We start from the raw sequence: 20470 nt of genomic DNA, 5'->3' as shown, positions 1-20470 counted from the left end.
ATGAAACTGTCTTTGGGGCCCATCCAATACTACTGGCCGCGCGACGAGGTGCTGGCTTTTTACGAAGCCGTGGCGCAGTCGCCGGTGGACATTGTTTATTTGGGCGAAGCCGTCTGTTCGCGCCGCCACGAGGTGCGCCTGGCCGACTGGTTCGACATTGCGGCGGTGCTGCGCGAGGCCGGCAAGGAGGTGGTGCTGTCGACCCAGGTGCTGATCGAATCGGGCGCCGATGTCACGGTGCTGCACAAAATTTGCGCCAACGGCACTTATCTGGTCGAAGCCAACGACATGGGCGCGGTGCATTGCCTGGAGGGCAAAGTGCCGTTTGTGGCCGGGCCGCATCTGAACATTTACAACCTGCCGACGCTGCAATGGATGGCGGCTCTGGGGCTGCACCGCTGGGTGATGCCGCTGGAAATGGGCAGGGACGACCTGACCTTGCTGCTGGCGGGTTGCCCGCCGGGTCTGCAAACCGAAGTCTTTGCCTACGGCCGCATGCCGCTGGCGTTTTCAGCGCGCTGCTTCACCGCGCGGCACTGCAATCTGCCCAAGGACGACTGCCAGTTCAAGTGCCTGGATCACCCCGACGGCCTGATGATGCGCACCCGCGAGAGCGAGGAATTTCTGGTGCTCAACGGCATCCAGACCCAATCGGCGCGCGTGCACAATCTGCTGCCCGAGCTGGCCGCCATGCGCAACATGGGCGTGGCGGTGGCGCGCGTCAGCCCGCAGTCGCAGCACACCCTGCGTATCATTGCGCTGTTCCAGGAAGTGATCCAGGGACGCATCGAGGCGGGTACGGCCAATGCAGAATTGCTGGACCTGATGCCTGAAAAACCGTGCAACGGCTACTGGTACGGCAAGCCCGGGCTGGAGCAAGTGGCACCCCCTGAAAGGACAACCGCATGACAAGCAAACCTCTGGTGATTCCCGCCCCGCTGGGTGTGATGCTGGGGCGTTTGCCGGCTTACCCCGGATCGCTGCTGTTTGTCACGGCCCTGAACCTGGCGCTGGCCAAACAGCTCAACGCCGACGTCACGCTAATGCTGGTCGGCAAGAAACTGCGCCTGCGCGTGACGGATGCACAGTGGGCCTTCGACTTTGAATGGTGCAACAACCGCTTTGCAGCCTGTCAGAACGCCGGGACCGCCGACCTCATCATCAGTGCCAGCGCGCATGATTTCGTCAGACTGGCGCGCCGCCAGGAAGACCCCGACACGCTGTTCTTCAACCGCCGCCTGGCCATGGAGGGTGATACCGAGCTCGGCCTGCTGGTGAAAAACACCATTGATGCCATCGAGCTGCCGGTGCTCAACATGGCGCAACTCCACCCGCGCCATGTGCTGGCGCAAGCGCGTGAACACCTCAAGGCGCGCCTGGGCAGCTTTCGGCCACGGACCTGATGACCAAACGCATCATCGTCGCCATTTCGGGTGCCAGCGGCGCGGTCTATGGCGTGCGGCTGTTGCAAATGCTGCGCGAACTGGACACGGTGCAAACGCATTTGACAGTGTCCGAAGCCGGCTGGCTCAACATCCAGCAGGAGCTGGAGTTCTCGCGCGCCGAGGTTGAAGCCCTGGCCGACGTGATCTACCCCGTGCAGGATGTCGGCGCAGCCATCGCCAGCGGCTCTTTCCGCTGCGACGGCATGGTCATCGCACCCTGTTCCATGCGCACGCTGGCAGTGGTGGCGCTGGGCCTGTCAGACAACCTGATCACGCGCGCCGCCGATGTCATGCTCAAGGAACGGCGCCGGCTGATTTTGATGGTGCGCGAAACGCCGCTGAACCTGGCTCACCTTCGCAACATGACGAGCGTGACCGAGATGGGTGGCGTCATCTTTCCGCCGGTGCCGGGCTTCTACCACCGTCCGCAGACGATTGAAGAGATGATCGGCCACACCCTGAGCCGGGTCGTTGACTTGTTGGGCCTGCCACAACCCGATGCACCGCGCTGGAACGGCCTCGACACAATGGTATGAAATCACCCTAAACACGCCACGGGAGCGAAAAAATGGCCTTCGTCGCGAGGGCGCGACGAAGGTCTTTGAATCCTCCCCAGAAATTTTGATTATTGAGAACTCAATCCCCATGGCCTACCGTGACCTGCGCGAATTCATCACCCAACTCGAAGACTTGGGCGAGCTCAAGCGTGTCAGCGCCGAAGTGTCACCGCACTTGGAGATGACCGCGCTATGCGACCGCACGCTGCGCGCTGGCGGCCCGGCCCTGCTGTTCGAGCACCCAACCGGCCACAGCATCCCGGTGCTGGGCAACCTGTTCGGCAGCACGCGCCGCGTCGCGCTAGGCATGGGCGTGAATGACGTGAGCGAGCTGCGCCAGTTCGGTCATGTGCTGGCCACACTCAAGGAGCCCGAAGCGCCCAAGGGGTTCAAGGAACTCATCGGCATGCGCGGCCTGGTCAAGACGCTGTGGAGCATGTCGCCCAAGGAACTCGGCAGCGCGCCTTGCCAGGAGGTGGTGCGCGAAGGTGCAGATGTGGATTTGGCCCGCCTGCCGATCCAGCACTGCTGGCCCGGCGACGTGGCGCCGCTCATCACCTGGGGCCTGGTGATCACGCAGGGGCCGCACAAGGCGCGGCAAAACCTGGGCATCTACCGCCAGCAGGTGATCGCACGCAACAAGGTCATCATGCGCTGGCTGCCGCACCGCGGCGGCGCGCTCGACTTTCGTGACCACGCCCAGAAGAACCCCGGACAGCCGTATCCGGTGTGTGTGGCGCTGGGCGCCGACCCGGCCACCATTCTGGGCGCGGTCACCCCGGTTCCAGACAGTTTGAGTGAATACCAGTTTGCTGGTTTGCTGCGCGGCAGCCGCACCGAACTGGTCAAGGCCCTGGGCAACGAGTTGCGCGTGCCGGCCTTTGCCGAAATTGTGCTGGAAGGCCACATCAACCCGGACGCGACCCACGCAAGCGGCTTCGAGCACGCGCTGGAAGGCCCGTTTGGCGACCACACCGGTTACTACAACGAGCAGGCCGAGTTTCCGGTCTTCACCATTGACCGCATCACCCAGCGCCGCGAGCCCATCTACCACTCGACCTACACCGGCAAACCACCTGATGAGCCCGCCATGCTGGCGCTGGCGCTGAACGAATTATTTGTGCCGCTGCTGCAGCGCCAGTACCCCGAGATCACCGACTTTTACCTGCCAGCCGAAGGCTGCAGCTACCGCATGGCGGTGGTGCAAATCAAGAAAGCCTACCCCGGCCACGCCCGCCGCGTCATGTTCGGTATCTGGAGTTTTTTGCGCCAGTTCATGTACACCAAGTTCATCGTGGTCGTGGACGACGACGTCAACCCGCGCGACTGGAAAGAGGTGATCTGGGCCATCACCACCCGCGTTGATCCCACGCGCGACACACTACTGGCTGACAACACCCCCATCGACTACCTTGACTTTGCCTCACCGGTCAGCGGCCTGGGCAGCAAAATGGGCATCGATGCCACCAACAAGTGGCCCGGCGAGACCAGCCGCGAATGGGGCAGACCTTTGAGCATGAGTGCAGAGGTCACGGCACGGATGGAGCAGGTTTGGCAGAAGCTGGGCTTGTAAGCAAACAGCCGTGCCAGAACTGGCCTCTGCATCGCGGATGGATTTGCCAGATCGTTGACCGACATGTTTGATTGCCTCGAACTAGGCTATATTCGCCCATGATGAATCATCACTCGTCATCGACTTGATAAAAACAACTTCAGACAACGCGACGGACCATGCTGCTGTCGCGGCCGAAAACGACTTCAGGCTGTTGCGCCACTTCGCCACGGTCAGCCTTGTCGCCTTTGTGGTGGTTGCGGTGTTGCTTGGCTATGTTTTTCGCATGCTGTCGGTGGATGCCCTGATCAACGGCTACCAAAGCGAACACATCAACCACGCCAGGATCCTTTCCAACGAGTTGTGGGATGCGCACTTTGGGCCCCTGGTGCAGTCGGTGGCCGACCTACCCGCAGAGCAACTGGCGCGAGCGACGCAGATTCCGGCGCTGCACCAGAAAGTCATCAAGCTGCTGGAAGGCACCCGGATTTACAAGATCAAGGTCTATGACTTACAGGGCCGGACGATGTATTCCACCGATCTTGAACAGATTGGCGAGGACAAGAGTGATAACGCGGGTGTGCTTGGCGGCTTGCGCGGCTTGAACAGTTCCGAACTGGTGCATCAGAATCAGCTCAGCTCCTTCGAGGGCGAGTTGCAGGATCGCGACGTCATCGAGAGCTATATCCCGCGCTACGACCCGCTGACTGGCAAGGTGAGCGGCGTATTTGAAATCTACCGCGACGCCACCACGGTGCTGGCGCAGGTCGGCCAACGGCAGTGGCTGCTGGTGGCGGCCGTGGTCGCGCTGCTGGCGATGCTCTATCTGGCGGTCTTCATCATTGTCAAAAGGGCGCAGGACAAGATCATTGCGCAGCATCAGGAGCGCCAAATAGACCAGCAGGCGCTGGCCTTGAGCGAGGAGCGCTGGAAGTTTGCCCTTGAAGGCGCCGGAGATGGCGTGTGGGATCGAAACCTGCAGACCGGCGAAGTGGTGTTTTCCAGGCGTTTCATGGAGATCCATGGCTTTGCGGCCCATGAGCCGGAGCACCAGGCCGAGGCGTGGCAGGCGCGCATCCATCCTGACGACCTGGCGCGCATCGAAGCCGACCGGCTTGCCTATTTAGCCGGAGACAAGGCGACCTATGCCAACGAACGGCGCATGCAATCCAGGGATGGCCGCTGGAAATGGATCCTCTCGCGCGGCATGGTGGTGAGCCGTGATGCACAAGGCAATCCATTGCGCATGATCGGCACGCACACCGACATTACCGAGCGTCACGAGCGCGAAGAAGCTCTGCGCCTGGCCTCCACCGTCATCCTGACCATGGACGAAGCCACGCTCGTGACCAACCAGCACAACGTAATCCTGTCTGTCAATCCGGCCTTTACCGTGATTACCGGCTACTCACCCAGTGAAGCCATTGGCCGCGACCCCAAGCTGCTGGCGTCCGGCACCCATTCCGCAATGTTCTACCAGGCCATGTGGGAACAGCTTGCCAGCAGCGGCCACTGGCACGGCGAAATCTGCAACCGGCGCAAGAACGGCGAGCTCTACATCGAATGGCTCTCCATCAAGCAAGTCCGAGACGCGCAGGGCGCGCCCAGCCATTATGTCGCGGTGTTTTCCGATATTTCCGAACGCAAGGCGAGTGAAGCACGCATGCAGCAACTGGCGCACTTCGATGTGCTCACCGGCTTGCCCAATCGCGCCCTGTTTGGCGACCGCCTGCGACAAGCCATCGCCAAGGCCCGGCGCGACAAGACACGCCTGGCCCTGATGTTCATTGACATTGACAAATTCAAGCCGGTCAATGACGGGCTGGGTCATCATGTGGGCGACCTGCTGCTCAAGGAGGTGGCGCAGCGCTTGGCGGACTGCGTGCGGCGTGAGTCGGACACGGTGGCGCGCATCGGCGGCGATGAGTTCGTGGTGATGCTGCCGGAAATGGCGACGGTGCAATCGGCCACGCTGGTGGCTCAAAAGATCCTGGCCGCATTGAGCCGTCCCTTTGACATCGTCGCGCAGCAGATCCATATTTCAGCGAGCATCGGCATTGCCTTTTCCCCCGAGCATGGCGCCGACGAACATGCACTGCTCCAGAATGCCGATGCGGCCATGTACCAGGCCAAAAACAATGGCCGGAATCAGCTGTATGTGGCGCCAATGCCGTCCTGACCCACTTCCGGTGTTTCGAACAATGCGCCGTTTTTCCCAACCAACCAAGGTTCCATGAATGTCCCTATTTAACAAACTCTGGCTGACGCTGGCCAGTCTCGGCTGCCTGAGCCTGCCAGCGACGGCGCTTGAGCAAGACGCTGCCTCGCTGGCACTGGTGGACAAGGTGGTGCAGGCTTACGGCGGCGCATCGCAAATCGAGCGGCTGGTTTCCCTGAACGCCGACGGCCTCATCAACGCGATCGTCCGCAATGCCTCCGGCACCTACAAGCGCTGGTTCCAGCGGCCCCGCATGTTGCGGGTCGAGACCGTTTACCCCGCAGCGACCGAAACCCGCGTGCTCAATGGCGAACTGGCCTGGCGGATTACCGGCGGCAATCTGATGGCGGGCGTCGAGGGGCCGGGCCGCCTGGCAATGATTTACCAATACAAGCAACTTGATCTGCCGTACGGCTTGCTCAAGGGGCGTTACAACCTGCGCCACGCGGGCAGCGAAACCATTGGCAACCAGGCGACCGAAGTAATGGATCTCCGGGACGATGAGGGACCGAACATCCGGGTCAACGTCGACACTGCAACCCACTTGATCGTGAAAGTGACCGGTCAAATCGAATTTGCCGGGCAGACCATGGTACTGGCGGCCGAGTTTTCTGATTTCAGACCGGTTGACGGAATGCCGCTGCCATTTCACATCAACAACTATGCGGGCGGCATGGCCATCAGTGAAACGCTGATCACGCGCTACGCGATCAACCCGCCTGTGGATGCAACGCTGTTCGTTCCTCGGGTCAAAGGCCGTGAGGCGGCCATGTCAGAAAGTGCCAACGCGCCGGTAGCCGTGGCGCGCAACTGAGCAACGCAAGCCGCTACTGCCCGGCCGGCGGGGTCATGACACCCATTTGGTCGTGTCATCCATCCCGAATCGTTTGACATCACCCAGCATGACTTCGCGCAGGTCCTGGAGATTCATCAGGACGACGAACGGAAAACCATGCCGTCCGCCGCGAGTGTCTTCGATGAGCGAATCAAAGTACGCGCGCAGCTTGAGTTTGTTGTTCTTGAATTCAAAGAGTGTGTTGGCAATGCGAGGGAAGGCAGTCACCAATGCCTGCGGGTACTTCAAACCCGCCAGCGAGCGGAAGTACGCGTCCGCATCGGCTTTCAATTGAGCTTGTTCGTCGGCCAAGGCAATCTCCTGGTGTTAATCCCGTCGCAGCCAACGCAGTGCTTAAAGCGGCAATGGGCTTCGTCGGGCCGCTCCAGTATAAGTGTCACTGCACCCCGATTTGCATGGGCGGGCCTCACGGCGTGGGGTAATCAAAGCGTTGCAACAGTTCGACCGTCTCAGCCAGCGGCAGCCCCATCACGCCGGAGTAACTACCGGCCAGATATTCAATGAATGCGCCGGCCTGCCCCTGAATCCCATAGGCACCCGCCTTGTCGGCATATTCGCGGCTAAGCAGATAACGCTGGATACGGTCTTCGCTGAGCTTGACAAACCGCACCGTCGAAACCGACAGCGCCATTTCAGTGCGGTTACCCAGAGCCACGGCCACGGCGCTAAATACCTGATGGTCGCGGCCGGACAACTGGCGCAGCATGTCGGCCGCCTGCTCGGTGCTGTCCGGTTTGCCAAAAATCTTGCCGTCCAGCGCCACGGTGGTGTCGGCGGCCAGCACCGGAAAAGGCGGCAGGTTGCGCAGGCGCAACGACTCCGAACCGACGCGGGCTTTCTCCAGGCAGATGCGCCGCACATAAGGCTCTGCCGCTTCACCGTCCAGCGGCGTCTCGTCCACATCCACACTGCGGCGCGGATCACAGCGCAACAGCAGCATCTCGAAATTGATGCCGATCTGCTTGAGCAATTCACGACGACGCGGACTTTGCGAACACAAATAAATTCGGTGCTGGAGGATGCCCATGTAAAGACCCATTCATGTCCTCTGACGAGCGCGATGAGCCCGATTGGGCAGAGGATTTTTGTCGAAAATAAGCGGCGATTGTGCACCAAGCTCCGTGCGCAAGCGCACATACATGGTTGCGTTCCGGTCTTAGTCTATGGCTTTGCGAGTGACACAACAAGCCCGCCGACATGGCATCGCCGATGCTGTCAAACGCGGGCTCAACACCAGGAAAGCTTGATCATGACCATCTCCATCGCTCCATTGCGTTCTCTCAGTTTGCTGACGCTGGCCATTCTGGCCTGTACATTCAGCGCGTCGGCAGCCCCGGCCAACGCGTCCACCGAGGCGCAGACACGCTACCGTCAGGATATGGCCGTGTGCAACAGCGGCCAGTCCAATCAGGACCGCGCCACCTGCCGCCGCGAGGCAGGCAGCGCCCTGGCCGAAGCCCGACGCGGCGCCTTGAACGATGCGCCTGGTCAATACCAGTTGAACGCGCTACAGCGCTGCAGCGTGCATAAGGGCGCTGAGCGCAGCGCTTGCGAAGCGCGCATGAGCGCCACCGGCAGTGTCGAAGGCAGTGTTGAAGCTGGCGGCATCCTGCGCCAAAGCGTGACGATCACACCGGCCCAATAAGCCAGGCTGGCACGGTTTTAGGGCTTGCCGGACAATGTGGCTTGTTTCGTCACTACCCCAAAACCACGCCATGACCCCGATGCTCAAAATCGATTTTGTCTCCGACATCTCCTGTCCCTGGTGCGCCATCGGCCTGGCCGCACTGGAGCAGGCGCTGGCCAATTTGCAGGACGAGGTAGCGGTGCACATCCATGTGCAGCCATTCGAGCTGAATCCGCAGATGCCCGCTGGCGGCCAGGACATTGCGGAGCACCTGACGCAAAAATATGGCTCGACACCAGCGCAGCAGGAGCAGATTCGCGACACCATCCGCCAGCGTGGCGCCGAGGTCGGTTTTGCCTTCAACCCGGGCGGGCGCGGCCGCATTTACAACACCTTTGCCGCGCACCGCCTGCTGCACTGGGCGGGTCTTGAATCGTCAGACCAGCAACTGGCCCTGAAAAAGGCCTTGCTGCTGGCCTGCCACCGCGACGGTCAGGTGATGGAAGCGTCAGAGGTGTTGCTGGCGGCGGTGGCCCAGGCCGGACTCAATGTGGCGCGCGCCAGCGAGATTCTGGCCGGCGACGAATTTACCGCCGAGGTGCGCGAGGCGCAGGTGTTCTACACCAGCCAGGGCATTCACTCGGTACCGGCGGTCATCATCAACGACCGCCATCTCATCTCGGGTGGCCAGCCCGCGGCGGTCTTTGAGCAGGCGCTGCGCCAGATTGCTGCGCAGCCGTCCTGAGGTCGCCCGCAGACAGCGCCTCGAGCGCCAGCTGCTGCACGTTCACACGGGCCTTGAGGCGCGCTGCCAGCAAATACAGGCCGCCCAGCTTGCGATGCAAAAACAGCGTGTCGACGGGCGGAATGTGCCAGAAATCCCGGTCCAGCCCCAGCGCCATGCCGGCATCACGCAAACGCTGCGCCATGTCGGTCGTGCCAAAGTCGAAATCGCCCGGCTCGCGCAGCGGTTGCAGCGCCATCTCGAACATGTCGAGCACGGCGGCTTGATGGTGGGGCTGGGTGCGGGCATCGAAATAACCAATGGCCAGCCCGGCCTGCGTCATGGCGTCGCGGTCGCCGGCCATGGCGGCGACCATCATGGCGCGGTAGCCCTCGCCAAAGCCGGTCGCAAAAGCCCGCGTGGCGCCAAAGTCGAGCAGAACCAGTTGCCGGGTTGCCGGGTCGTAGCCGTAATTGGCAAAGTTGGGGTCGGTCTGCATGAGGTCAAACTCGAACAACTCCCGAAACAGCAAGCTGACCAACAGGCGCACGATGCGGTCGCGCTCGGCTTGCGGCGCAGCCACCATCGACTCCACCGGCACGCCGCCGACAAAGGACATGGCCAGCACGTTGCGGGTGCTCAGGTCGGCGTGATGGGCGGGCACGACAAACTCGGGCGCATCGGCCAGCAGCGCGGCAAAGCGCTGCAGATGCTCGCCCTCGGCCAGGTAGTCGGCTTCCTCGCGCAACTGGCGTTTGGCCTCGGTCAGCAGCGGCGCGATGTCGAGCGCTTTCGGAATCAGCCCCGACAAGCGCAGCAGTGACGCCACGTTGTTGACGTCGCTGCTGATGCTTCGGCGCACGCCGGGGTACTGGATCTTGATGGCCAGATCACGCCCGTCTTTGGTTTGGGCGCGGTGCACCTGGCCAATCGATGCGGCAGCGATCGGGGTAAAGGGAAATGTCTCGAAGCGCTGTTGCCAGCCGGCGCCCCAATTGGCGCCGAGCACCGCCTGCACCTGGCGCTGCGGCATGGGCTGGGCGTCGGAGCGCAAGCGCCCCAGAATGGCGGCCAGTTCGGGCGGCAGCAAGTCGCCGGCGTCCATCGAGACCAACTGCCCCAGTTTCATCGCCGCGCCGCGCATGTGCGCGAGTTGCTGGGTGATTTTGCGGAGGTTGGTGGGTGTCAGCAGCAACTCGTTCAAACTTGGGCGCTTGCCCTGGGCGAACTGGCGTACGCCTTCCATCAGCATGTTGCCCGCCACACCCGTGGCCATTTGCCCCAGGCGTGCCAGTCGCCCCAGGCGGCTGCTGGGCACGGGTGAACTGCGTGGGTCAGGGGATGTTTTCAAGGCGAGTGGGTCAAAGGGCAAGGGCAAGCATTAAGGCACAACAGGGGAAGCCTTGTAGTTCAACAGGCATTGCCCCGAGGCTGTTACTGCGCAAACTCCGTCATTGCGTACAAAGTGAAGCCATCCCTGACTTCTGAAGACATGGATCGCCACGCTTCGCTCGCGATGACGAAGTTCTAATACCTTGACACCGTGCCGGCAAGGTTTTCGGTGAAGAACAACAATGCACCATCTTTTCACGCCAACAAGGGTCTTCAGCCATGCGCCAGCAGCAACGTTTTGTCCAGTCCACGCAATGGCTGCGCCCGGTAACCCGCTGGGCCACCCGCTTTTCCCTGAACGCGCCCCGATGGCTGCCGTCGCCGCTGCGCCATGCCCCGCTGCGCCTGACCTCGCTGGTGCTCAAAGCCTATCACCAGGCGCTACGCTGATGGGCACTTTGCGGGTCATGCCACTCGCGAAGCGACGTGCTCTGACCCCAACTCTTTGCGCACTTTGCGGGTCAGACCACTCGCGAAGCGACGTGCTCTGACCCCAACTGACTAAGTACGCGGCAAGAACATCGTGAAGGTGGTCACGCCGGCCGCTGAAGTCGCCCGGATCGTGCCGCCATGCGCCTGCACGATCGACTGGGTGATGGCCAACCCCAGGCCAGTGCCCTCCGAGCTTCGCTGACGCGCCGGATCGACCCGGAAAAAGCGGTCGAAGACGCGCTCCAGATGCTCGGGTGCTATTCGCTCGCCATGGTCGGACACGCTGACCTGCACGTTCTCATCGAAAGTTTGCAGACTGACCGACACCACGCTGCCCGGGTCGGCATGGCGCAGCGCATTCGACAGCAGATTGGCCAGTGCACGGCGCAGCATCAGCCGGTCGGCGCTAAGTTCGCAATCGCCTGTCAGGCTCAGCGCCACATTTTTTTCCTCCGCGACCGCATCAAAATAGTCGAACAGGGCGCGCACTTCATCGGCCATGCGCAGCCGTTCACGCTGCGGCTCCTCCAGGCCGTTATCCGATTTCGCCAGCAGCAACATGTCGGAGATCATGCGGGCCATGCGCTCGAATTCTTCGGCGTTGGATTCAAGAATTCGGCGGTAATCGTCGGCGCTGCGCGCGCGCGTCAGCGTGACCTGCGTTTGCGTCAGCAGGTTGCTCACCGGGGTGCGCAGCTCATGCGCGATGTCGGATGAAAAGTCAGTGAGCCGTTGAAACGCGTCCTGCAGGCGCGCCAGCATGTCGTTGAGCGACTGCGCCAGCTCGGCCAGTTCGCGCGGGATGGTCTGCACCGGCAGGCGCTGGTCCAGCTGCTGTGCCGTCACAGCCTGGGCCTGCGCCCGCATGGCGCGCAGCGGCGCCAGCCCGCGGCGCACGGCCACCCAGCCCAGCACACCGGTGAGCAGTGCCGCGCCGGCCACGAACAGCCACAGGGTTTGCAAAAATGACTGCATGAAGGCCTGATGGTGGACGATATCGGTGGCCACCGCCACGAAGACGCGCAGCGGCTGACCCGTTGCATCCAGCACCGCCGTGGGCAGGCGCGCGGCCAGGCCGCGGTAGGTTTGCCCGTCCAGCTGCCACAGCGCCGGCCGCTCGGGCGCGTTGGCGGCTTGCTGCATGACCAGCGCGGGATCGAAGCCGGCATGGCCGGTGGCAAAGATGACTGCTTCGTCAGCGTCGATCACCATCACCTCCATGCCGTGGTGCCCGACCAGGGAATAGGCCAGCTGGTGGGTGAATTCGGTCAGGCCGTCGTGCGAGCTCACCCGTTGCAGCGCTTGCCGGGTCAGCTCCATCTTGCCCGACAGCACTTCCAGGTCGAGGTCCTCGAAGTGCTGCTCCACCGCGCGGGCAATGACCCAACCCAGTATCAGCAGCACGGCAGATGCGGCCAGCACGAACATCAGCGTGAGACGCTGCGTGAGAGAAATCCGGTTCAAGGTGCGCAATTTGAGTCTTCCAACACGTAGCCCATGCCGCGCACGGTGCGAATCAGTTTAGGCTCGAAAGCGTCATCGACCTTGGCGCGCAAGCGGCGCATGGCGACCTCGATCACGTTGGTGTCACTGTCAAAGTTCATGTCCCACACCTGCGAGGCGATCAGCGAGCGCGGCAGCACCTCGCCCTGGCGCCGCAGCAGCAACTCCAGCAGGGCGAATTCCTTGGCCGTGAGGTCGATGCGCTGGCCGGCACGAATCACGCGGCGACGCATCAGGTCCAGCTCGAGGTCGGCCGCGCGCAGGAACTCGGCCGCGCTGGCCTTGGCGCCACGGCGCAACAGGGTGCGCACGCGCGCCAGCAGTTCGGAAAAGGCAAAGGGTTTGACCAGATAGTCGTCGGCGCCCAGCTCCAGCCCCTTGACGCGGTCCTCCACCTGATCGCGCGCGCTCAGGAACAGCACCGGCATGTCTTTGCCCGCGCGCCGGATGCCCGCCAGGATGCCCCAGCCGTCCAGTCCGGGCAGCATGACGTCCAGAATGGCCAGGTCGTAGGCCTCCGTCAGCGCCAGATGCAGGCCGTCGCTGCCGTTGCGCGCCAGGTCCGCCACAAAACCGGCCTCGGTCATGCCCTGCTTCAGGTAGTCGCCCGTTTTGGGTTCGTCTTCAACCACAAGAATTCTCATGGCCGCGATTCTGCACTGCCCGGCCGCCTTGCGCGCTCAGATAACAAAAATGTCATCTGGCGGTCAGCTTTTTGTCGAGTCCGCTCGGGCACACTCCGGGCCTCACTCTCCCCCATTCACTTAAGGATCAGCCCGATGAGAATGTTGTCGCCCCGCGCCTTGATCGCCTTCACCCTGGCACTGGCTGCCCCCGCCATGGCCCAGATCGACCACAGCATGCATGCCATGCCCATGGCCAAGCCCGCCACCGTTGCCGCCAATGCGGACATGGGCGACGGCCTGGTCAAGAAAGTGGACAAAACCAAAGGCACGGTCACGCTGGCGCACGGCGCACTGCCCAACGGCATGCCGCCCATGACCATGGCCTACAAGGTCAAGGACACCGCCTGGCTCGACCAACTCAAGGCGGGTCAAAAGATCCGCTTTGCCACCGACCCCAAGGACGGCGGCATGACCGTGCTGCGTTATGAGTCGGTCAAGTAAAACCTCGCCCTGGACGCTGGTCTTTGGCGCCTGGCTCGTCGCCGCCCTGGCCACGCTGGGCGCCCTGTTCATGAGCGAAGTCATGGGCTTTGCGCCTTGCGTGCTGTGCTGGTGGCAGCGCATCTTCATGTTTCCGCTGGTATTGATTCTGGCGCTCGGCCTGTTTCCGTTCGACCCCAAGATGCTGCGCTATGCGATGCCTTTGGCGGCCATCGGGTTGCTGGTGGCCGGTTTTCATGTGCTGCTCACCATGGGCATCATTCCTGAAGCTTTGGAGCCGTGCCGTCAGGGCATCCCCTGCAAAACGATTCAAGTCGAATGGTTCGGATTCCTGACGATTCCCCTGCTCTCCTTGCTGGCCTTTTTAATCCTCAACGGCTTGCTGCTGGCAGCCTATCGGAGTTCTTCCAAATGAAACAAAAAAATCTCTTTATCGCGGTGGCGGCCTTGCTGGTGCTGGCGTTTGCCGGTGGCGCCTATTTTTACAAGCAACAGCAAGCTGAAGCAGCGGCGCAATTGGCCAAACAGAACATGGCCGCCTTGGTGCGCGCCGACGCCCCCAGCTTTGGCAACCCCAATGCCCCGGTGCACATCGTCGAATTTTTTGACCCGGCCTGCGGCACCTGCCGCGAGTTTTATCCGCTGGTCAAGGCCATGATGACGGCGCACCCGGACAAGATTCGCCTGAGCCTGCGCTACGCACCGTTTCACCCAGGCTCGGAGTCGGTGGTGAAAGTGCTGGAAGCCGCGCGCAAGCAGGACAAGTTCGAACCCGCGTTGCAAGCGTTATTTGCCGCACAAGACGCCTGGGTGATCAACCACAGCTCGCACGTCGAACTGATCGGGCCGGTGCTGGAGCCACTGCAACTGGACATGGCGCGCCTGCAAAACGACGCCAATGCGCCCGAGGTGGCCGCCATGGTGGCGCGTGATCTGGCCGACGCCAAGATCATGAACGTGACCATGACGCCAGAATACTTCGTCAACGGCAAACCGCTGCCCAGCTTCGGCTTTGAGCAGTTGAGGGCGCTGGTGGACGAAGCGCTGGCCAACGCCAAATAGGCCAATCATGAACCACCACTTATCGACCACGGCGCTCGCAGCGCTGCTGGTCTTGGGAGCCGCTGCGCCCGCAGGGGCGCAAGAAGCCCTGCCCGGTGCCACGGTTGCGAGCCTGCTGGCGCTGGCCAAGACGCGTAATCCGGACTACGCCAGCATGCGCCACGAGGCCCAGGCCGCCCGTGAACGCGTGGTGATGGCGGGCGCCTTGATGGACCCCAGGTTCCGCATCGAGTGGATGGACATCACCCAAGGCGGCGCACAGTCTCCGACGCTGTGGCCCAGCGACACGGGCAGCACCAAATACACCTTCATGCAAGACCTGCCGTGGTGGGGCAAGCGCGATTTGAAACGCGACATTGCCGCGCAAGAGGCGCAGGCCGTTGAGGGCAAGGCGCAAGGCAGCTGGGCAGAACTGGCCGCCAGAGTCAGGACCACACACGCGCAGCGCTACTTTCTTCATCGCACCAGGAAACTCACGCAAGAGCTGCTGGACTTGACGAACCAGCTCGCCAACGTGGCGCAGGTTCGCTACGCGGGTGGTTTGTCCGTGCAGCAGGAAGCCATCCGGGCGCAACTGGAACAAACCGCCATGCAAACCGAGTTGGTGGCGCTCGATGGCGAGTTGCGCCAGGCCGACGCGCGGCTCAATGCCTTGCTGGCGCGGCCGTCCAACGCGCCCCTGGCCACGCCTGAAACCCTGCCGCTGGTGCCGGTCGCGGCCAGCTTGCAGACCGATGCGCTGATGACACGGGTGCACCAGCGCAACCCGCAGCTTTTCTCTGAAGCCGCACGCATCAAGTCGGCCGAGCTTGGGCGCGAGCTGAGCCTGAAAAACCGCTACCCCGACTTCACGCTGTCGATCACGCCGACACAAATGCAGAGCCGCATTACCGAGTGGAGCCTGATGCTGGAGGTCAACATTCCGCTGCAACAGGATTCACGGCGCGCCCAGGAGCGTGAGGCGCTGGCCATGCTGGAGGCGGCGCAAGCGCGCCACGAGGCGGTCGCCAATCAGGTGTTGGCCGATCTGTCGGAAAACCTCGCAGGCATCGAAGCGGCGCAGCGCACCGAACAGCTCGCCAAATCCAGTCTGCTGCCGCAAGCCGAGCTGAGCTTTCAGGCCGCGCTGGCCGCTTACGAAAACGGCAAGCTCGACTTTGCCACCCTGCTCGACGCCCAGCGCCAGGTGCGCCAGGCCAAACAGAGCCAACTCAAGGCCCAGTTGGACGCCCAGATGAGGCTGGCCGAGATTGAAAAACTCACAGGAGATTCGTTATGAAAACCGGCACAGGCTGGATGATTGGCGCGGTGCTGGTTGCACTGGCCGGCTCAGGCGGTTATTACGCCGGCACGCGTGGCCATGGCGTCAGTGCGCCGGGCTCGTCTGGCGTGCCTGCGGCAGCCCCGTCAGGCACAGGCGATGCAGCCGCCAAGCCCGGGAAGAAACTCCTCTACTACCGCAACCCGATGGGCTTGCCCGACACCTCGCCCACGCCCAAGAAAGATCCGATGGGCATGGACTACATCCCGGTCTATGCCGGCGGTGCCGATGAAGAAGACGCCCCGGCCAACCAGGTGAAGATCAGCACCGACAAGGTGCAAAAGCTCGGCGTGCGCACCGAGGCGGCACAACTGCGCAGTCTCGACAAACTGGTGCGCGCCTCGGGCCGCATCGAGCCTGACGAGCGCCGCGTGTATGCCATCTCGCCCAAGTTCGAAGGCTATGTGGAGCGGCTGCACGTCAACGTGACCGGCCAGGCCGTCGGCAAGGGCCAGGCCCTGTTCGAGGTTTACAGCCCCGAGCTGGTGTCGGCACAGCGCGAATACGCGATTGCCGTGCAGGGCGTGGGTAGTCTGAAAGACGCGGGTGGCCAGGCGCAGGCGGGCATGCAGCAGCTCGCCGCGGCCAGCTTGGCGCGGCTGCGCAACTGGGATATTTCCGAGGCACAGATCAAGGCACTGACCGAAACCGGTACCACCACCCGCACGCTCACCTTCCGCTCGCCCGTGAGCGGCATCGTGATGGACAAGAAGGCGCTGCAAGGCATGCGCTTCATGCCGGGCGAGGCGCTGTACCAGATTGCGGATTTGTCGGCGGTATGGGTACTTGCCGATGTCTTCGAGCAGGACATCGGACTCGTCAAGAACGGGGCCAAAGCCACGGTGAGCATCAACGCCTACCCCGACAAAGCCTTCAGCGGCCGGGTCACTTATGTCTATCCCACGCTCAACCCGGCCACCCGGACCGTGCCGGTGCGCGTGGAGCTGGCCAACCCCGGCGGACTGCTCAAGCCCGGCATGTTCGCCCAGGTGGAATTGCCGGTCGCGTCCAAGGGCCAGGTGGTTACCGTGCCGGTGTCGGCGGTGATCGACAGCGGCACGCGCCAGGTGGTGCTGGTCGAAAAAGCGGCAGGCCGCTTTGAGCCGCGCGAGGTCCGCTTGGGCGCGCGCAGCGACACTTATATTGAAGTGCTCGACGGCGTGGCTGACGGCGAACCCGTGGTGGTGGCCGCCAACTTCTTGATTGATGCCGAGAGCAACCTTAAAGCCGCGCTGGGCAGCTTTGCGCCAGCACCGCAAGCTGACGCGCCAGTGGTTGCGACCAACTCCGTGGGTCACCAGGCCAGCGGTACCGTGGACAGCGTTGACCTGAAAGAAGGCACCATCAGCATAAGCCACGGTCCGGTCGCCAGCCTCAAATGGCCGGCCATGACGATGGAGTTCAAGGCCGCCAATCCGGCCTTGCTGCAAGCGCTCAAGCCGGGCGCCAAGGTGGACTTCGAGTTTGTCGAGCGCCAGCCCGGCGAATGGGTCATCACCAGCGTCAAGAAGTAACCATGCTCGCCAACATCATCGACTGGTCGGGCCGCAACCGCTTTCTGGTGCTGCTGGCCACGCTGTTCATCGTCGTGGGCGGCATCTTTGCCGTGCTGCGCACGCCCATCGACGCGCTGCCCGATTTGTCTGACGTGCAGGTCATCGTCTATACCGACTACCCCGGCCAGGCGCCGCAGGTGGTGGAAGACCAGGTCACCTACCCGCTGACGACTGCCATGCTGTCGGTGCCCAAATCCAAGGTGGTGCGCGGCTTTTCGTTTTTTGGCGCCTCCTTCGTTTACATCATCTTTGAAGACGGCACCGACATCTACTGGGCGCGCTCACGCGTGCTGGAGTATTTGAACTTTGCCGCTGGGCGCATGCCCAAGGGCATCACGCCGCAGATCGGGCCGGACGCCACGGGCGTGGGCTGGGTCTATCAATACGCGCTGCTGGCCAAGGACAAAACCCTCGCCGAGCTGCGCAGCATTCAGGACTGGTATGTGCGCTACCAGTTGACCAAGGCGCACGGCGTGGCCGAGGTGGCTTCGGTGGGTGGCTTTGTGCAAACCTACCAGGTGACGGTGGACCCGGTCAAGCTGCGCGCCTACAACATCCCGCTGATGAAGGTGGCGCAGGTGATCCGCGACTCCAACCGCGACGTCGGCGGGCGCGCGGTGGAAATGGCCGAGACCGAGTACATGGTGCGCGGCAAAGGCTATTTGCGCGGCAAGTCCGACATCGAGCTGCTGGTGGTCAAGGCCGACAAGGGCACGCCGGTGCTGATCCGCGACATTGCCCGCGTGGAGCTGACGCCCGACGAGCGCCGCGGCATCACCGAACTCAATGGCGAAGGCGAAGTGGTCTCGGGCATCGTGATGTCGCGCTACGGCCAGAACGCGCTGGAGGTCATTGCCAATATCAAGGACAAGATCGCCGAAATCGGCCCCGGCTTGCCCGCAGGCGTGAGCGTGCAAACGGTGTATGACCGCTCCGAACTCATCAACCGCGCCATTGACACCCTGAAACGCACGCTGCTGGAAGAGTCGCTGATCGTGGCTGCCGTGTGCATCATCTTTCTGATGCATGTGCGCAGCGCCTTGGTGGCCATCCTGATGCTGCCGGTCGGGATTCTGATGGCTTTCATTGCCATGCGCCTGCTGGGCATGAGCTCCAACCTGATGAGCCTGGGCGGCATCGCCATTGCCATCGGTGCCATGATCGACGCGGCGATCGTGATGATCGAGAACGCCCACAAGCACCTGGAGCGCCTGCCTGAGGAGCACGGCACACAACAGCGTTTCGATGCCATGCTGGCAGCATGCAAAGAAGTCGGTCCGGCGCTGTTTTTCTCGCTGTTGATCATCACCGTGTCGTTCCTGCCGGTGTTCGCGCTGGAGGGGCAAGAGGGTCGGCTGTTCTCACCGCTGGCCTACACCAAGACCTTTTCCATGGCGAGCGCCGCCATCCTGTCGGTCACGCTGGTGCCGGTGCTGATGCTGCTGTTCATCCGCGGCAAGATCATGCCGGAGTCGAAGAACCCGGTGAACCGCTTTCTGATCTGGGTCTATCGGCCCATCATCGCGGCAGTGATGCGCTGGAAAAAGGTGACGATCCTGCTGGCACTGCTGGCACTGGGCGCGTCGTATTACCCAGCCTCCAGATTGGGCTCCGAATTCATGCCCACACTCAACGAAGGCTCACTGCTCTACATGCCCGCGTCGCTGCCCGGCATGTCGATCACCAAGGCCGCCGAGCTGTTGCAAACGCAAAACAAGATCATCAAGAGCTTTCCCGAAGTGTCGTCCGTCTGGGGCAAGGCCGGGCGCGCCAACACCGCCACCGACCCGGCCCCGACCGAGATGTTCGAGACCGTGATCAACCTCAAGCCCGAATCCGAGTGGCGCGCCGGCCTGACCATCGACGCGCTGATTGCCGAGATGGACAAGGCGCTGCAGTTTCCCGGCGTGGCCAATAGTTGGACCATGCCGATCAAGGCGCGCATCGACATGCTGTCCACCGGCATCCGCACGCCGATTGGCATCAAGGTGTTCGGCAATAACCTCGATGAGATGGAGAAGCTGGCCAAGCAGATCGAGGCCGTGGTCAAAGCCGTTCCCGGCACCAGCAGCGCCTTTGCCGAACGCATCACCGGCGGCTTTTACCTCAACATCGAACCCGACCGGGAGCAACTGGCGCGCTACGGGCTGGCGGTGGGCGACCTGCTCGACGTGGTGGGCAGCGCCCTGGGTGGCGAAATGGTCACCACCACCGTGGAGGGCCGTGAGCGCTTCGGCGTGACCGTGCGTTATCCGCGCGAGCTCCGGGGTGCCCCGCAGCAAATTGCCCGCGACGTGCTGGTGCCCACCATGGAGGGCGCGATGATCCCGCTGGGCCAAATCGCCAAGGTCGTGGTGGCCAAGGGCGCGCCCGGCATCCGCACCGAAAACGCGCTGCTGTCAGCCTACATTTATGTCGATATTCGCGACCGCGACATTGGCCGCTATGTGGCCGACGCGAAAAAAGCAGTCGCCACACAAGTGACTTTCCCGAGCGGCTATTACGTCACCTGGAGCGGCCAGTTCGAGTACATGGAGCGCGCCATCGAAAAGATGAAAGTCGTCATCCCGGTCACGCTGCTGAGCATCTTTTTGCTGCTGTACCTGAACTTCCGGCGCATCACCGAAACACTGATCGTCATGCTCTCAGTGCCGTTTGCCCTGGTGGGTGGCGTGTGGCTGATGTGGTGGCTTGGTTACAACTTGTCAGTGGCGGTGGCGGTTGGCTTCATTGCGCTGGCCGGTGTGGCGGCCGAGACCGGCGTGATCATGCTGATTTACCTGGACCATGCGTGGGAGGCCATCAAGCTGAAGTGCCGCTCAGACGGCCGCGAGCCAGGCGTGGCTGATCTGTACGCGGCGGTGATGGAGGGCGCGGTTGAACGTGTGCGCCCCAAGATGATGACCGTGGTGGCCATCATGGCCGGCCTGCTGCCCATCATGTGGGGCACCGGCACGGGCTCCGAAGTGATGAGCCGCATCGCGGCGCCGATGGTCGGCGGCATGATTTCATCCACCGTGCTGACACTGGCGGTGATTCCGGCGATTTATGCGCTGGTCAAGCAGTGGCGGCTGACGAGGGGAAAGGAGGGGTAGCCA

The 20470-nt window shown here is 62.6% G+C and carries 20 protein-coding genes; 15 read left to right on the top strand and 5 right to left on the bottom strand.

Going from position 1 to position 20470, the window contains the following annotated elements:
* The 6 genes from PHF15_RS06320 (at nucleotide 1) to PHF15_RS06295 (ending at nucleotide 6586) form a co-directional block, all read left to right on the top strand.
* Nucleotides 1–909, top strand: a complete 909-nt coding sequence (locus tag PHF15_RS06320; protein ID WP_300119845.1) for a U32 family peptidase — start codon at nucleotides 1–3, stop codon at nucleotides 907–909.
* Complete coding sequence (locus PHF15_RS06315) at nucleotides 906–1403, top strand: SCP2 sterol-binding domain-containing protein (protein ID WP_300119844.1); 498 nt, start codon at nucleotides 906–908, stop codon at nucleotides 1401–1403. The genes PHF15_RS06320 and PHF15_RS06315 overlap by 4 nt, the downstream gene beginning before the upstream one ends.
* Nucleotides 1403–1981 (top strand): UbiX family flavin prenyltransferase, encoded by a 579-nt coding sequence (locus PHF15_RS06310; RefSeq protein ID WP_300119843.1) that lies wholly within the window; start codon nucleotides 1403–1405, stop codon nucleotides 1979–1981. Before PHF15_RS06315 ends, PHF15_RS06310 begins: the two co-directional genes overlap by 1 nt.
* 109 nt (nucleotides 1982–2090) lie before the next feature.
* Nucleotides 2091–3575, top strand: a complete 1485-nt coding sequence (gene ubiD / locus PHF15_RS06305; protein WP_300119841.1) for a 4-hydroxy-3-polyprenylbenzoate decarboxylase — start codon at nucleotides 2091–2093, stop codon at nucleotides 3573–3575.
* Nucleotides 3576–3699: 124 nt separating this feature from the next.
* Nucleotides 3700–5733 (top strand): sensor domain-containing diguanylate cyclase, encoded by a 2034-nt coding sequence (locus tag PHF15_RS06300; RefSeq protein WP_300119840.1) that lies wholly within the window; start codon nucleotides 3700–3702, stop codon nucleotides 5731–5733.
* A 58-nt stretch (nucleotides 5734–5791) separates the two neighbouring features.
* Nucleotides 5792–6586 carry a hypothetical protein gene (locus PHF15_RS06295; protein WP_300119839.1) on the top strand — a complete coding sequence of 265 codons (795 nt, stop codon included), beginning with the start codon at nucleotides 5792–5794 and terminating at the stop codon, nucleotides 6584–6586.
* A gap of 33 nt (nucleotides 6587–6619) precedes the next feature.
* Here PHF15_RS06295 and PHF15_RS06290 read toward each other — a convergent pair whose 3' ends face one another.
* Both PHF15_RS06290 and PHF15_RS06285 read right to left on the bottom strand, forming a co-directional pair.
* Nucleotides 6620–6919, bottom strand: coding sequence for a hypothetical protein (locus PHF15_RS06290; RefSeq protein ID WP_300119838.1), 300 nt, complete (start codon nucleotides 6917–6919; stop codon nucleotides 6620–6622).
* A 115-nt stretch (nucleotides 6920–7034) separates the two neighbouring features.
* On the bottom strand, nucleotides 7035–7667 hold the full coding sequence (locus PHF15_RS06285) for a Maf family protein (RefSeq protein WP_300119837.1): 633 nt from the start codon (nucleotides 7665–7667) through the stop codon (nucleotides 7035–7037).
* 210 nt (nucleotides 7668–7877) lie between these two features.
* Between PHF15_RS06285 and PHF15_RS06280 the strand changes: the two genes are divergently transcribed.
* Nucleotides 7878–8273 (top strand): hypothetical protein, encoded by a 396-nt coding sequence (locus tag PHF15_RS06280; RefSeq protein WP_300119836.1) that lies wholly within the window; start codon nucleotides 7878–7880, stop codon nucleotides 8271–8273.
* A 70-nt stretch (nucleotides 8274–8343) separates the two neighbouring features.
* Nucleotides 8344–9000: a DsbA family oxidoreductase gene (locus PHF15_RS06275; RefSeq protein WP_300119834.1), complete on the top strand. Its 657-nt coding sequence runs from the start codon at nucleotides 8344–8346 to the stop codon at nucleotides 8998–9000.
* Here the strand turns inward: PHF15_RS06275 and PHF15_RS06270 are convergent.
* Nucleotides 8930–10330: an AarF/ABC1/UbiB kinase family protein gene (locus PHF15_RS06270; protein WP_300119833.1), complete on the bottom strand. Its 1401-nt coding sequence runs from the start codon at nucleotides 10328–10330 to the stop codon at nucleotides 8930–8932. The two genes, PHF15_RS06275 and PHF15_RS06270, sit on opposite strands and share 71 nt — an antisense overlap.
* A gap of 260 nt (nucleotides 10331–10590) precedes the next feature.
* Between PHF15_RS06270 and PHF15_RS06265 the strand changes: the two genes are divergently transcribed.
* Nucleotides 10591–10761, top strand: a complete 171-nt coding sequence (locus PHF15_RS06265) for a hypothetical protein (RefSeq protein ID WP_300119832.1) — start codon at nucleotides 10591–10593, stop codon at nucleotides 10759–10761.
* Nucleotides 10762–10872: 111 nt separating this feature from the next.
* Here the strand turns inward: PHF15_RS06265 and PHF15_RS06260 are convergent, their stop codons facing one another.
* Together PHF15_RS06260 and PHF15_RS06255 are read right to left on the bottom strand one after the other, a co-directional pair.
* Nucleotides 10873–12267, bottom strand: a complete 1395-nt coding sequence (locus tag PHF15_RS06260; RefSeq protein WP_300119831.1) for a heavy metal sensor histidine kinase — start codon at nucleotides 12265–12267, stop codon at nucleotides 10873–10875.
* Nucleotides 12264–12950, bottom strand: a complete 687-nt coding sequence (locus PHF15_RS06255) for a heavy metal response regulator transcription factor (protein ID WP_300119830.1) — start codon at nucleotides 12948–12950, stop codon at nucleotides 12264–12266. The genes PHF15_RS06260 and PHF15_RS06255 overlap by 4 nt, the downstream gene beginning before the upstream one ends.
* 135 nt (nucleotides 12951–13085) lie before the next feature.
* Here PHF15_RS06255 and PHF15_RS06250 point away from each other — a divergent pair, with 135 nt between their 5' ends.
* From PHF15_RS06250 to PHF15_RS06225, 6 genes are read left to right on the top strand one after another with little or no spacing between them, the layout of a single operon-like run.
* Nucleotides 13086–13433: a copper-binding protein gene (locus PHF15_RS06250; protein ID WP_300119829.1), complete on the top strand. Its 348-nt coding sequence runs from the start codon at nucleotides 13086–13088 to the stop codon at nucleotides 13431–13433.
* Nucleotides 13417–13848: a disulfide bond formation protein B gene (locus PHF15_RS06245; protein ID WP_300119828.1), complete on the top strand. Its 432-nt coding sequence runs from the start codon at nucleotides 13417–13419 to the stop codon at nucleotides 13846–13848. Before PHF15_RS06250 ends, PHF15_RS06245 begins: the two co-directional genes overlap by 17 nt.
* Complete coding sequence (locus tag PHF15_RS06240; protein ID WP_300119827.1) at nucleotides 13845–14495, top strand: thioredoxin domain-containing protein; 651 nt, start codon at nucleotides 13845–13847, stop codon at nucleotides 14493–14495. The genes PHF15_RS06245 and PHF15_RS06240 overlap by 4 nt, the downstream gene beginning before the upstream one ends.
* 7 nt (nucleotides 14496–14502) lie before the next feature.
* The gene (locus PHF15_RS06235; protein ID WP_300119825.1) at nucleotides 14503–15774 is read left to right on the top strand and encodes a TolC family protein; all 1272 of its coding nucleotides are present in this window, start codon (nucleotides 14503–14505) and stop codon (nucleotides 15772–15774) included.
* A complete protein-coding gene (locus tag PHF15_RS06230) occupies nucleotides 15771–17330 on the top strand; it encodes an efflux RND transporter periplasmic adaptor subunit (protein ID WP_300119824.1) in 1560 nt (519 codons plus the stop codon). Before PHF15_RS06235 ends, PHF15_RS06230 begins: the two co-directional genes overlap by 4 nt.
* Before the next feature lie 2 nt (nucleotides 17331–17332).
* A complete protein-coding gene (locus PHF15_RS06225; RefSeq protein WP_300119823.1) occupies nucleotides 17333–20467 on the top strand; it encodes an efflux RND transporter permease subunit in 3135 nt (1044 codons plus the stop codon).
* Nucleotides 20468–20470 lie beyond the last annotated feature (3 nt).

It is taken from the genome of Rhodoferax sp., assembly GCF_028689295.1.
Taxonomy (GTDB): Bacteria; Pseudomonadota; Gammaproteobacteria; order Burkholderiales; family Burkholderiaceae_C; genus Rhodoferax.
This window is presented reverse-complemented; position numbering and strand designations above follow the sequence as displayed.